This is a genomic window from Erwinia rhapontici, from assembly GCF_020683125.1.
Lineage (GTDB): Bacteria > Pseudomonadota > Gammaproteobacteria > Enterobacterales > Enterobacteriaceae > Erwinia > Erwinia rhapontici.
In genome coordinates this window covers 2,387,888-2,400,852 of record NZ_CP085627.1, presented here as the reverse complement: position 1 = coordinate 2,400,852, position 12,965 = coordinate 2,387,888, and the positions used below count along the sequence as shown (strand labels likewise).

Here is a 12,965-nt window from a genome sequence, read left to right as displayed (position 1 = left end):
GGTCTCTTTGCGTGGCAAAAATCTTCTTACGCAGCGGTAATCTCGACGCCATCCTCGCCCTCGGTGAGAACGGGCAGCCCGTTTATCTGTCGGCTTTGCAACTGCGCGAAACCCTGCGCCTGAGAAAACAATCGCAGGTCGCCGACTGCCTGGCTATCCCGCAGCCGAACGATGCCGGAGACCGCCTTGACTGGTACTCCCCGGTGGAGGGAAAAGTCACCTCCTGGGCCGCTGCCAGCAACAGCGCGCGCACCGCAGCACTGAATCAACTGCTGGCCTGTCAGACCACGATTGCCGACATCGGCGAACGTGCGCAGCAGTCGGATAAACCCAGCCAGAAACTGTTTGGCGCCCTGCTCAACAAAGCCCTGCAATTCCCCGATCAAAACTACGTTTACCTTGTCGGTGGCAAACCGGTGATTACCTTCTGGGGCTTTGTCAGCCTGGATAAAAAATCACGTCAGGATGTCTTCGACTGTCTGCGCATTGAAGAAGATGATGTGCCGTCCCTCGGTCTGTCGCGCCTGGCTCCTGCTGCTGCGCCGCTGGTCACGCCGACTTCGATTGCCGCGACAGTCTCCCCGGTGATTGCCCCGCTGATCGCGCCCGAGCCTGCTGTGGCCGCGCCTGTTCCGGTGCCGCCTCCGGTGGTGGTTCCGCCGATGCCAGCACTGGAAATTATCGATGAGCCAGAAGCGGTTGAGGAATCCGAGCCAGAGTCTGCTCCAGTGGCACCTGCCGCTGCAACCACGAAACCGAAAGCTAAAATCTGGCTGCGTTACAGCTGGGTATTGCCCGCCGTTGCTCTGCTGATCACCTTTGGCGTGCAGCTGAAAAACCGCAGCGACAAACCGGCAGAAGAACCGCATGATGCGCCCATCGCCAAACAAACGGCCGCTGAACCCGCACCACAGCCTGAACCTCAGCCTGTCGCGACCGCCGCGGCGGTGGTTCCGGTGAAAACCACCACACTGCCGCTGGCCGCAGCAGTGATTGCACCTGTTCCAGCTACCCCGGCGGTAGCAGCGACAGAGCCTGCTCCGGCCCCTGAAGCGGTCTCGGATGCGCGTCCGGCAGGCAAAGATGACCTGGTGATGCCGCAGGATGCCGTTAAGATTGGTTCAACGAAATTCCTCAACGGCAACTGGCGTGTGCTGGTGCAGAAAAACCTGCCGACCGGCACCCCACCGATGCTGAAATATCAGCTGAAAAACGGCAAAGGCACTGCCCGCATTACCCAGGGAAGTGGCGTCACCTGTAAGGTGGATGTGTTTGCCGGGCTGATGTCTTCCGGTAACCTGGTGATTAACAGCCGCACCAAAGCACGCTGCACCGACGGTTCCCGCTATCAGATGCCGGAACTGGTGTGTAAACAGGGTCTGACTGGTGCTGCCGAATGCAGTGGCCGCTATAACGACGACACCGTGCTGCCAATGACCATGAAGCGTGAGAGTAAATCATAATGCTGGCGACAATTGCTGACTTCAAACCGAATATGACGCTGGTTCAGAACAGCGGCATTCAGTTCCTCGACTTTGCGTTAAACCCGGATCTGAACGCTGACTGGCCGGGAAAATTTGTCCGTCAGACCGCGAATGGCCCGCTGCTGCGCCTGAATTATCACGCGCAGGCCGGTAAATATCTGCTGCCACAGGCAGCGGGCACGCCACCGGAAGTGGTGAAACCCGAATTCAGTTTCCCGCTGGCACAGTCGCTGACGCTGCTTAACGGCCAGTGGTTGCCGTTGCCGTTCTTCCGTTTTAATCCTCCTCGCACCTTTATTGGTGGGCCGGATAACTGGGCACGCGTGCGCATCGTGGCACTGGATACGCCGGACGCCAATGGTAATACTCACCGCGTGGTGCTGGCGTTCGATACCAAAGTCTGGGCCGATGGAGAGGATGAATCGCTGGCGCTGAACGTTAACGATGTGAAGAACGGCGTCAGTTTTGCGCTGGCCCATCGCAGCGATGAACTGGGTGAGTTTCTCGATCACACCTGGATTGACGGCTGGCTGCGCGAGGCCTTTACTCAGGCAGCCGCCACGCTGGAACAGCGCCCGCAGGTGAACATCAAAGCATCACTGCGTGAGTTCGAGTACCAGGCACACTATCTGAATATTCTGCATCTGCTCGGTCAGCAACTCTCCGTGCCGGAGCTGAAAATCAGCGCGGCCACCCTTCAGGAACCCGCCATTGCCGTTGATTTGATCCTCGACGTCGGCAACTCACACACCTGCGGCATCATGGTGGAAGATCATGTTGACGATCATCAGGGGCTGAAGCACACCTACGAATTGCAGATGCGTAACCTCAGCGAGCCGCATCAGCTGTATAACGAGCTGTTTGAAAGCCGGGTGGAGTTCGCCCAGGCCAGTTTTGGTAAGCAGAACTTCTCATTGGAAAGTGGCCGTGATGATGCCTTTATCTGGCCTTCCATTACCCGCGTCGGCCGTGAAGCCGGGCAGCTGGCGTTACAGCGCCTTGGCACTGAAGGCGCCACCGGTCTCTCCAGCCCGCGTCGTTATCTGTGGGATGAAGAGAGCTATACGCCGGGCTGGCGCTTCAGCCGCACGCCCGGCAATGTGTTGCAGGAACCGCTGGCGACGGCACTGCCGCTGACCTATCTGATCAATGACGAGGGCCAGCCGCTCTACAGCATTCCGCTGGAGGAACGCCTGCCGGTGTTCGCGCCGCACTACAGCCGCAGTTCGGTGATGAGCCTGATGCTTTCTGAACTGCTGGCGCAGGCGCTGTTGCAGATGAACAGCCCGCTGCAACGCCAGAAGATGCTGCACAGCAGCGCCCCGCGCCAGCTGCGCAATATTATCCTCACCCTGCCTTCGGCGATGCCAAAGCCGGAACGTGAGATCTTCCGCCGCCGGATGCTGGAAGCCATTGCACTGGTGTGGAAAGCGATGGGCTGGCACCCGATGGATGATGATTTCACCAGCGCCGCAGACAAAGCCAAAAGCAGCGTGCCGGTGCCGGATGTGCAGATGGAATGGGATGAAGCCACCTGTGGGCAGATGGTGTACCTGTATAACGAAACCCAGGTGAACTTTGGCGGCCGTGCCGAAGCCTTCTTCGCCAGCATGGCGCGCCCGGACCGCGCGCGCGCCGCCGATGAACCGGCAGGCAAAACGCTGCGCATTGCCTCCATTGATATCGGCGGCGGCACCACCGACCTCGCGATCACTCAGTACCGCCTGGACGACGGCGTGGGCAACAACGTCAAAATCATGCCGCGCCTGCTGTTCCGTGAAGGCTTCAAGCTGGCGGGTGACGATATTCTGCTGGATGTGATCCAACTGTACGTGCTGCCTGCCTTGCAGGGGGCATTTAAGCAGGCAGGCATGGTCAATCCGGAAGCGGTGATGACGCGTCTGTTTGGCCACGAAGGCCGTCTTGACGGGCACTCCACGCTGCGTCAGCAGGTGACATTACAACTGTTTATTCCGCTGGGCCAGGCGATCCTCGAAGCCTATGAGACTTTCGACCCGCTCGATCTGACGGCTGAAATTGATGCCCGCTTCGGCGAACTGCTGGCACAGGCACCAACGGAAAAATTACTCGACTATATTAACCGCGAGATCCAGCGCGAGCTGCCGGGCGAAGCCAAAGGTTTCGATATTCTCGCGGTGCCGCTGATTGTGCGCCTCAGTAAGCTGCACGCGGAGTTCCTCTCCCCGCGTATGAACATCACGCACAGCCTGCGTTCCATGTCGGAAGTGGTGGCCGTGTATGATTGTGACGTGCTGCTGCTGACCGGGCGCCCTTCGCGCTTCCCCGGTGTGCAGGCGCTGTTCCGCCATCTGCAACCGCTGCCGGTCAGCCGTATTCTGTCGCTGGATGGTTACCACACCAATGACTGGTATCCGTTCAACAAACAGGGAAAGATCGAGAACCCGAAATCAACGGCGGCGGTGGGGGCGATGCTATGCCTGCTGTCGCTCGATCTGCGACTGGCTAACTTCTGGTTTAAAGCCGGTGATTTCCAGCCGTACTCAACAATCCGCTATCTTGGCATGCTCGACGGCACCGGCGCACTGACGGCCGAAAACGTCTGGTACAGTGATATCGATCTGGATCAGCACAACTTCACGCTGGATGTCCGCAGCCGCTTCCAGGTGCGCGGGGCCATCACGCTTGGCTTCCGTCAGTTGGATAACGACCGCTGGCCTGCTTCGCCGCTCTATACATTGACCATTGTGGATTCTCAGCTGGCGCGCAGCGTTGCGGGCGATAAAGTGTTACGTATCAAGCTGGCGGTCAGCCGTCCGTTTGGTGAATTTGGCCCGGAACGGTTTGATATTGCCGATGCCACTCTGGATGATGGCAGCCAGGTGCCGCTGGAGCATCTGCGCCTGCGTCTGAATACGCTGGCCAGCAGCGCTTCAGGTATGGCGCATTACTGGATTGACAGCGGGAGCGTCTACAAGAAATGAAATCTCTGAATAAAATCCTGACCGCCCAGGCGAATAAAAAACGTGATGCCCTGACCCAGAGCATTGAGCAGGCGCTGGCCTGGCTTGATGTGAACCGTTCGCAGGCGCCTCGCCTGAATATGGAAGCGGATCGTCTGGCGATCAAACTGCTGCGTCAGCATAACCATGCCAGCGTACTGGCGCGGAATACCCCGCTGAACTGTGCCATTGGGCTGTTTGGCCTGGCCCAGGCGGGCAAGTCCTATTTGATTGGTGCACTGGCATCCAGCGAGAAAGGCCGCCTGGAATGTGCACTGGGTAACAGCGTGGTGGATTACGCCAGCCAGCTCAATCCACCGCAGCATACAGCGAATCTGGTGCAGCGCTTCAGCGGCCAGCAGCAGAGCAGCGACAGCAACTGGCCGGTACAGCTCTCCCTGTTGACCGAATGTGATTTGGTGGCGGTGCTGGCACTGCAATACGCGCAACGTGGCAGTGACACTGTCACGCCACTGGATGAATCCCAGCTGGGCGAACGCGTGCAAAACGTGGCGATGTATCGCCAGCCGGAACCGGTTGCAGGCATTAACCGCCATCAGATGGTGGCGTTGTGGGATGCACTGACCATCAGCCTGGCGCGCAGCAGCGCGCTGGACAGCCATTTCTGGCCGCAGGCCGTTGAACTCGCACCGCAGCTGGGTGTTGACGACCGCGCCAGACTGTTCTCCCTGTTGTGGGGCGAAGATCGTCAGCTGACGGCGCTGTATCGCCAGCTGGCCCACGTGCTGCATCACCTCTCCTGCGTGCCGCAGGTGCTGGCACCGTTAAGCGTGCTGGATGAACCCTCTTACAGTCTGTTAAACAGCTCCGGGGTCAGCCAGTTTAATGCCACAGCCGACCTGACGTTGCAGGTGGTGCCGCGCCATAACGGTCGCGCACTCGCCCCGGTCAGCGTGGCGCTGGCCGAACTGACGCTGCTCAGCCGTGAAGTGCTGCTGCCGCTCTATAGCGCGCCGCGTGAAGAGCTGTTTACCGAAGTCGACCTGCTCGATTTCCCGGGCTTTATCGAATTAACCGTGTTGCCTGACGACGAGCATCACGAACTGGCGCTGGAGTTTTTACAGGCTCGTCGCCCGTTCCTGTTACAGCGTGCAGCCATTGAGCAGGATGTGACCCATCTGCTGGTGTGCAGCGCCTCGGCTCACCGTAATGAAACCCGCCATATTGGCCGCCTGCTCGACTTCTGGGTAAAACAGACCCAGGGCGAGACCACCGCGCAGCGAACCGGTCGTAAGCCGGGGTTGATCTGGGCGATGACCCCGTTCGATCAGCGCATTACTCACGGCCACAATCATGATGCCGCCGTGCAGCGCTTTGTTGGCAACCCGGGTGATGCCTGGGGCGCCATGCTGGCGATGGATGAGAAAGGCGTGCAGCGTATGGCGGGCTATCTGGTCAATGAAGTGCGCACCGACAGCAAACTGGCGCGTATTGCCACACAGCGTGCCGAGATCCAGCGCGAACTGAGTGAAAATCTGCTTGGTCGCTGGTATCAGGCAGCTGAAGGGGAAGATCCGGCGGAGCGTCTGCGTATTGCGGAATCCCTGCTGAAAGCCCTGCAAACCCGTACCGGGGTGCACGGTGAACTGCTGGAGCGCCTGGTGCCGGTACGCGATACGCTGCGCCATCTTTTCCTGCAACGTCAGTTGCGTACCGAACGCACCGCTGCCGATGAGTACAGTATCAACGAAGACGATCCTTTTGGCATCGGAATGACCATCGACCTGCTCAGCGACGAACCGCTCACTGCGGTACAGACCAGCTATCACAGCGTGCCCGCCGTCGATCAGGAAGCGGAGTTTGCGCAGAGCGTGTATCGCCACTGGGTGAATCAGCTGCGCCTGCTGCCGGACAACGGCCCACTGCTCGAGTTGTTAGGCGTGAGTAAGCCCACGCTGGAGATGCTGACCGAAGAGCTGATCACCGCCAGCGTGCGCCAGGAATTAGAAGGTTCCCTGATGCGCGTGCTGGCCGACAGCGATGCGCAAGGGCTGCCTCCAGAGCAGATTGCCGACCGCCAGGTCTCCAGGGCGCTCAGCGTGCTGGGTGATTTTGTCGCCTGGCTCGGGTTCCAGCAGTTGCCGGAAGCGCAGCGCCCGGAAAGCCGCATCAACCGGGGGCAGAAGATTTTTGCCAAACCGGAAGCGCAGACCGTCAACCTCGGGCCTGGTCAGCGCCTGACGCGCCTGGCACTGAAGCCCAACAACCATGCAGCGTTTTATATTTACGACTGGCTGGTGGGGTTAAATGAGATGATTGTGCAGAATGCCGGTTATGCCGCTTCGCGCGAAATCAGTCTGGAACAGCGCGAGAAACTGGCGCAAATTTTGAAGGTTATCCGCCGCTAATCTCCGGCGGGCATTCGGCTGACACGCACACTGAATGCCCCGCCGGTTTCCTGCTCTGCCTCCTGCATCACCGCCAGAATGCGCTCCAGCGCCGCCCGCTGCGGATGCCGATCGAGATGTCGCAGGGTGATGCGCACCGGCAGTTCAATCCCCGCCGTTAACATATCCCACAGCGCATCGAGATTGTTCCCGAAGTAGCTCAGGTCAAATTTCAGCGCAAACTGACGGTAGAAATCGTCGCTGTCGCGCACCTGCTGTAAATCGAACGTCGCCATCTGCATCTCAGTTCACCTGCTCAAAGTGACGGTAATGGTCGCGGGTCACATAGATCAGGCCATCGCTGGAATAGAGCATGCGATCCGTTCCACGCCGCCCGCACTGATAGTTAACGTCAGCCTCGAACCAGTGCCGTCCGTTTTTCTCCGGCAAGCCCCCTTCACGATTACTGAAGCGATCGCCCCCGATTGCCCGGCCAGGCAGCACGTCACACAGATTGCCTTTGGACGGATCCCAGCCCTGACGCCGCGCATCCCCTTTGCGGATGTAATAGTCCGGCAGCCGCTGGTGCTGATGCAGATAGTCCGCCACGCGCTGTTGCTGCGTCAGCGCGCTGATGTCGTTGCTGCCGTTCTGCTGGCGGGATACGGGTTGCTCATGGCGGGTGGCAGGCGCACGCGACTCGCCCTGTTGACGCAGACCGGCGTAGCTGGCGACGATCGCCAAGATAGCGGCAATAATGAGTTTTTTATTCATTTGAGCAGTTTAGCAAAACGACGATGCGGAGCGAGGGGAAAAATGCACAGCGGCCTTGTTCTCAGGGCCGCTGGCAGAAAAAATTACTTCTCTTCGTACTTTTTCATATTTTCCGGGGTGACCAGCTCAAACGGGATCCAGTGATAGGAATCGAGTTTTTCGCCTTTGATCATGCGCTGGGCCACATCCACAGAGGCTTTGCCCTGGCCTACCGCATCCTGGAATACCGTGACCTGCATTTTACCGGAGGACATCGCTTTCAGGCCGTCCGGCGTGGCATCAATCCCGCCCACCAGCACTTTGCTGTCTTTTTTACCGGACTGTTGCAGTGCCATAATGGCACCAATCGCCATTTCATCATTGTTGGCGGCCACAATATCGATCTCTTCACCGTTGGTGATCCAGCTCAGCATCAGGTCCATCCCTTCGCTGCGCGAGTAGTTAGCGCTCTGCTTCTGCACCACTTTCATTTTCGGGTACTTGGCTACCACCTGTTCAACGTCTTTGGTACGTTGCAGCGCACCTGCATCGCTGAGGTTACCGATCATCACGCCCACTTTGCCCTGATAGTTAGCCAGACGCGCCAGCTCTTCCATCTGCAAGGTGCCTGACTGTTTCTCATCAGAACCAACAAACACCACGCCCGGCGGCAGCGTTTTATCACCCGGCGTGCGGTTAACATACACCAGCGGCACTTTGGCCTGGCTGACCAGTTTGGTCATCGCCGGGGTGCCCGCCGAGTTAACCGGGTCAACGATAATCGCATCCACACCGGCACTGATAAAACTCTGAACCTGATCGGTCTGACGCCCCACGTCGCCGCGCGCATCTTCAAACTGTACGGTGATCCCGCGTGCCTTCGCTTCTTTGTCGATGGCCTGGCGAATAATGGTCAGGAAGTTCTGGTCGAAGTAGGCCATTGAAACACCAATGGTTTCAGCCAGTGCAGAAGTGGAGCAGCTCAACGCCGCAACCAGCAGCAGTTTTTTCATATGTTTCATTATTATTCTCCAGAGGCAGCAAGATGTTCGCACGGGTTAAATGAAATGCAATAACCGTATTTAGATGATAATGAAATAAATGGTTTGTCAGCAATCAAAATTTAACGAAACCATAACATCGGTCACGCTTTAGCGTTTAGTGGCAGCGTTTGGGTTATAGTGCTTTCTATTCTCACTGGACTGAAAGATGTTTTGCTAAGGAGTCAGCATGTCGACATTTATCCTCACTGCCCTGCCACTACTGGCTATCGGCCTGTTCTTTATCGCTCTTTTCTTGCGTAAAAAAGACAAAAACTATCTGATCCCTGCCGGGACGATGCTGCTGGCGGGACTGGTCAATCTCGTGGTTGGCATAGTGGTGGGTTAAGAAAAAATTATATTTCTCATTATTACTGGCGCTTTTTTGACCTAAGGCTATTCTTACCCTGGGATCATTGCTGGTTCCGTTAATGGTGCAGATTATACCGCCCGGCGAAAGCCGGGTTTTTTATGCCTGACGATCGGGAGTGGTTACTCTGCATGACCGATTCACACCAGGCCGAACAGCATATTATCCCAGATCCGAAATTACTCCCCTCGGAGAACGCGAGACACGACACTGAATATTCAGCATGTTTATGCTTCTAATTGCAGGTTATTTGTACGTATAGCAGCATAAAATAAAATTACAGCATGAGAGCCTGTTTAACACTTCAGCATCTGCACCACACATGGCAGGATAACGCGTTAAGGATCCCCGGTCATTTGTGGCTGACAGTCTGCTTTCAGGTCTGAGGCCAGTTTGAGCACGCCGGAACGGCAACTGCCGCATCCATGCGGGCCTCGGCACGCGACGTCCTGTCGCGTGACGTCCGGCTTACCTCAAACTGGCCCCATCCCCGCAGAGCAGTTGCTCGCTGTGGATTTTAAAACCGCCACGACAATACGATTTATCGTAGAGGTCGATCGTTTTTTCCGATCGCTCCGTGTTGATGGTGTGTGCCACTGGCAAACCGAAAGAACTTAGCCTGTACAGGTTTATGCCTGTCATATTTTATGGGATACCTCAGGTAGGCCCCTCTCAACACAGGATGTCGTCGCCATGAACAAGAAAATTATCACGATCGTCGTGATTGGAATGGGTTTGGTTGCCTGGTACTTCGGGGCCGAACTGCAGGAATACATCAGAGAAGGGTTTGCGCCTCCACAGTAACAACTCAGCCCCGGACGATGCCGGGGCTGACGTTTAGCTAACTCACTATCAGATGTACGCCAGGGTGAAGACGGCATTGGCGACAAGAGGGCCTGCCATCACAGGGACGTGTGTGGCAATCAGGCTGGATGTGAACCTGATCACGTTTGGGCCTGGGTAGACTGGATAGCCGCGTGTTTCGTTTATTGGCACAATATTGCCGTCATCGTCTTGCAACTGAACCCCCACCGTGGGATTGGTTGTACCGATAACCCCATCGATGACGTCGGAGGCAACGCCGTTGAAAGTAATACTCACTTTTTGCGCATCCGGGTTATTAAACCGTATTTCAAATATCACGCCGGAGGCCGTTTCATTCACCATAGTGAAAAGGCTTTCACTCACCTGCCCCATATCCACATTAATATCTGGTCGCCCCGGTTCGGCCGACTCAATAGCTCGACGCAAGAGTGGAAGGGTCATTGACCCACTGATAACTTTTGCTTTGAAATTAACCATTCCGTTAGACATAAGAACTCCTTTAATACACTGTTAATAAAAGTAATTGTATTTACCTGGTTATCACTCAGCGCTGATGACGCCTTGCCACTATATCACCACGTGGTGAGTAATTGTGCGACAGAGTGTTGTTGTGTAAGGGATGGCACTTTCTTGGTGAAGGTAGAGATTCTCCGATATACTGCCTGGCAGAGCTCGGGATATGCTGAACCATAGGAACGATTTAAGCGACTAGCTGCAAGAAGATGTGCATTACCTGTAAAAGGAAAGGCCAGGGTCAGGACATCATTCCTGGGCAACGATGCGGATGCCTACGGAGAAAACTATCCTGAGATCGTTGACGCTGCAACTGAATTGGTTACCGGATTGAAATCAGATCTTCAGAACGAAGCCTCTGAATTCATCCGTGAGTTCTCAGATAATGAAACAGCCAGGTTGTATCTTAATAATCTCACCCAGGGAGATATCGGTGATGTCTCTTTTTTACGCCCTTCTCCTTTTGAATTCGTTTCCTGGCTTGCCATTTACTTAAAGGAAAAAGAGATCGAGTAACAGCATGCCGCTGCCTGGCGGGCACTAACTCACCCATAAACCACACCCATAACCAACATAAACAACGGTGTGGTTAGCGCAGAGAAAATCGTGGTCAAAAGCATGCTCGTCGCCGCAGGCCCCGTCAGCGCGTTAAACTGCTGCGACATTAAATACACGTTCACGCCCACGGCCATGGAGGCCAGCAGTACCACCACTTTACTTTCCATCGGCGGCAGCCCAATCATCCAGGCCAGGCCCCACACGACCAGGGGTTGCACGATCAGCTTAATGGCGCTCAGCGCATAGCTGATGGCCAGCCCTTCTTTAATCCGGTAACTCGCCAGACTCATGCCCAGTGCCACCAGCGCCAACGGCACGGCGATCTGCCCCAGCATGGTCACGGGCTGATCAACGAAGACAGGCAATGGCAGCCCGGTCAGGCTGAACAAGGTGCCGGAAAGGATGCCGATAATCAGAGGATTTTTCAGTACGCTGAGCGCGGTATTGCCGAAGCCCTTCAGGTTAAGCGCCCCATGCCTGAACCACTCCACCGAAACGGTGGCCAGCGTCCAGAGAATTAAGCCGTTAAACACCAGCACCAGCGCAACGGAGGGGATCGCCTCGTCACCCAGCATCACGCGGGCAATGGGCAGGCCCAGCAGCACATTATTGGAGAAAATCCCGCCGAGGGCAAACACCGAACCGGCCACGCCATCAAGCTTAAACACCTTAGATGCCACAATCCGGCCAATGATAAACACCAGCAGACAGCCGCCGAAAAAGGCAATCAGCAGGCGGGCATCCACCGACGGCCCATCACTGAAGTCGCACATCAGGCGAAACAGCATGGCAGGCAGCGCCACGCGGAACACCAGCCGGTTAATGGCGCTGGTGATACTCTCCGGCCACTGACGCCAGCGCACCAGCAGCCATCCCAGAGCGATCAGCACAAACAGCGGCATGGAAATAAAGATCTGATGAAGCAGCGTGGTCAATAACGACATGGATTATCCGTCAGGGCCGGGAAATTTCCCGGCCAGCATAGCGCAAGTAAAATAGCCTGACAGGCCAGGCCCTAAATCAGTCTGCTGGCACGCAGCTCCGCTTTCAGGTAGGCGTAATAGACCGGGGCGGCCACCACGCCGGCCAGGCCAAAGGCCGATTCAAACACCAGCATCGCTAACAGGATCTCCCAGGTTTTGGCGCTGATGCGGCTGCCAAAAATCCGCGCGTTGATAAAGTATTCCAGCTTGTGGATCAGCACGAGGTAAATCAGGGCAATCAGCGCGGCTTCCAGCGAGATAGAAAGACCGATCAGCACAATCACCGTATTGGAAATCAGATTACCGATAATCGGCAGCAGCCCGGCGATAAAGGTCAGCACCACGACGGTTTTAGCAAACGGGAAATGCAGGCCAAACATCGGCAACACGCCGAACAGGAAACCGCAGGTCAGGATGGTATTGACCAGCGACACTTTAATCTGTGCAAACACCACATTGTGAAACGCCGCCGCCAGGGTGGTTAAGCGGTCCAGCATCGCCTGCTTCAGCGGCGCTTCAGGGCGGATTCCGCTGCTGGTGCGCAGTGAGATGATCGCGCCCAACAGCATGCCAATCAGCATGGTGGCAAAGGTATGTGCCGCACTGCGGCCAAAGGTCTGCACCACCACCAGATGTTCACGCAGCCAGGTCACTACCTGGTTCTGCAGTTCATCGATGTCCGAAGGCAGATAGCGCGTAATCACGGGCGACAGCGTGTGCTGGGCATCCTCCAGCAGTTTGCTGGCCGTGGCGTGGAAGGCGGCAGGGTTCTGGAAGTCATGCAATAGGAAGCCGATCAGCTTGGTGATGCCGGTGACCAGCGAAAGAATAATCACCACGCTAAGAAACATAATGCTGATCCAGCGGGCAATCGGCCCCTTCACCAGACGTTCCACTAAGGGCGTCAGGGCCAGAATGGTTTCATAGACGATAAAGCCGGCAAGAAAACAGGGCAACAAACGCAGCGGGAAGATGGCGAACAGCGCAATAAAAATCAGGCCGTAGCTGGTGACCTGGCATAATTGCGCCCGATTAACGTTCCGTATTTCCATGACCAATCCTGTCTGAAGGAAAAAAATGAAGCGAATTCAGACAGTATACTATGCGGGC

General features: G+C 56.4%; 10 protein-coding genes. 4 read left to right on the top strand and 6 right to left on the bottom strand.

Annotated elements, in window-relative coordinates:
• Window positions 1–11: 11 nt before the first annotated feature.
• From LJN55_RS11300 to LJN55_RS11290, 3 genes are read left to right on the top strand one after another with little or no spacing between them, the layout of a single operon-like run.
• Window positions 12–1,463, top strand: coding sequence for an SrfA family protein (locus tag LJN55_RS11300; RefSeq protein ID WP_227536273.1), 1,452 nt, complete (start codon window positions 12–14; stop codon window positions 1,461–1,463).
• Window positions 1,463–4,447, top strand: coding sequence for a virulence factor SrfB (locus tag LJN55_RS11295; RefSeq protein WP_227536272.1), 2,985 nt, complete (start codon window positions 1,463–1,465; stop codon window positions 4,445–4,447). The genes LJN55_RS11300 and LJN55_RS11295 overlap by 1 nt, the downstream gene beginning before the upstream one ends.
• A complete protein-coding gene (locus LJN55_RS11290) occupies window positions 4,444–6,834 on the top strand; it encodes a virulence factor SrfC family protein (protein ID WP_227536271.1) in 2,391 nt (796 codons plus the stop codon). Before LJN55_RS11295 ends, LJN55_RS11290 begins: the two co-directional genes overlap by 4 nt.
• Here LJN55_RS11290 and LJN55_RS11285 read toward each other — a convergent pair.
• From LJN55_RS11285 to LJN55_RS11275, 3 genes are all read right to left on the bottom strand, one after another.
• Window positions 6,831–7,115, bottom strand: a complete 285-nt coding sequence (locus tag LJN55_RS11285; RefSeq protein WP_133846499.1) for a barstar family protein — start codon at window positions 7,113–7,115, stop codon at window positions 6,831–6,833. The genes LJN55_RS11290 and LJN55_RS11285 overlap by 4 nt on opposite strands.
• 1 nt (window position 7,116) lies before the next feature.
• Window positions 7,117–7,587, bottom strand: coding sequence for a ribonuclease domain-containing protein (locus LJN55_RS11280; RefSeq protein WP_159338176.1), 471 nt, complete (start codon window positions 7,585–7,587; stop codon window positions 7,117–7,119).
• Between the two features lie 83 nt (window positions 7,588–7,670).
• Window positions 7,671–8,588, bottom strand: coding sequence for a sugar ABC transporter substrate-binding protein (locus LJN55_RS11275; protein ID WP_133846497.1), 918 nt, complete (start codon window positions 8,586–8,588; stop codon window positions 7,671–7,673).
• A 208-nt stretch (window positions 8,589–8,796) separates the two neighbouring features.
• Between LJN55_RS11275 and LJN55_RS11270 the strand changes: the two genes are divergently transcribed.
• A complete protein-coding gene (locus LJN55_RS11270; RefSeq protein ID WP_227536270.1) occupies window positions 8,797–8,955 on the top strand; it encodes a hypothetical protein in 159 nt (52 codons plus the stop codon).
• 873 nt (window positions 8,956–9,828) lie between these two features.
• Here LJN55_RS11270 and LJN55_RS11265 read toward each other — a convergent pair.
• The 3 genes from LJN55_RS11265 to LJN55_RS11255 form a co-directional block, all read right to left on the bottom strand.
• The gene (locus tag LJN55_RS11265; protein WP_227536269.1) at window positions 9,829–10,290 is read right to left on the bottom strand and encodes a fimbrial protein; all 462 of its coding nucleotides are present in this window, start codon (window positions 10,288–10,290) and stop codon (window positions 9,829–9,831) included.
• A gap of 569 nt (window positions 10,291–10,859) precedes the next feature.
• Window positions 10,860–11,816, bottom strand: coding sequence for an AEC family transporter (locus LJN55_RS11260; protein ID WP_212814306.1), 957 nt, complete (start codon window positions 11,814–11,816; stop codon window positions 10,860–10,862).
• A gap of 71 nt (window positions 11,817–11,887) precedes the next feature.
• Window positions 11,888–12,907 (bottom strand): AI-2E family transporter, encoded by a 1,020-nt coding sequence (locus tag LJN55_RS11255; RefSeq protein ID WP_133844989.1) that lies wholly within the window; start codon window positions 12,905–12,907, stop codon window positions 11,888–11,890.
• Window positions 12,908–12,965 lie beyond the last annotated feature (58 nt).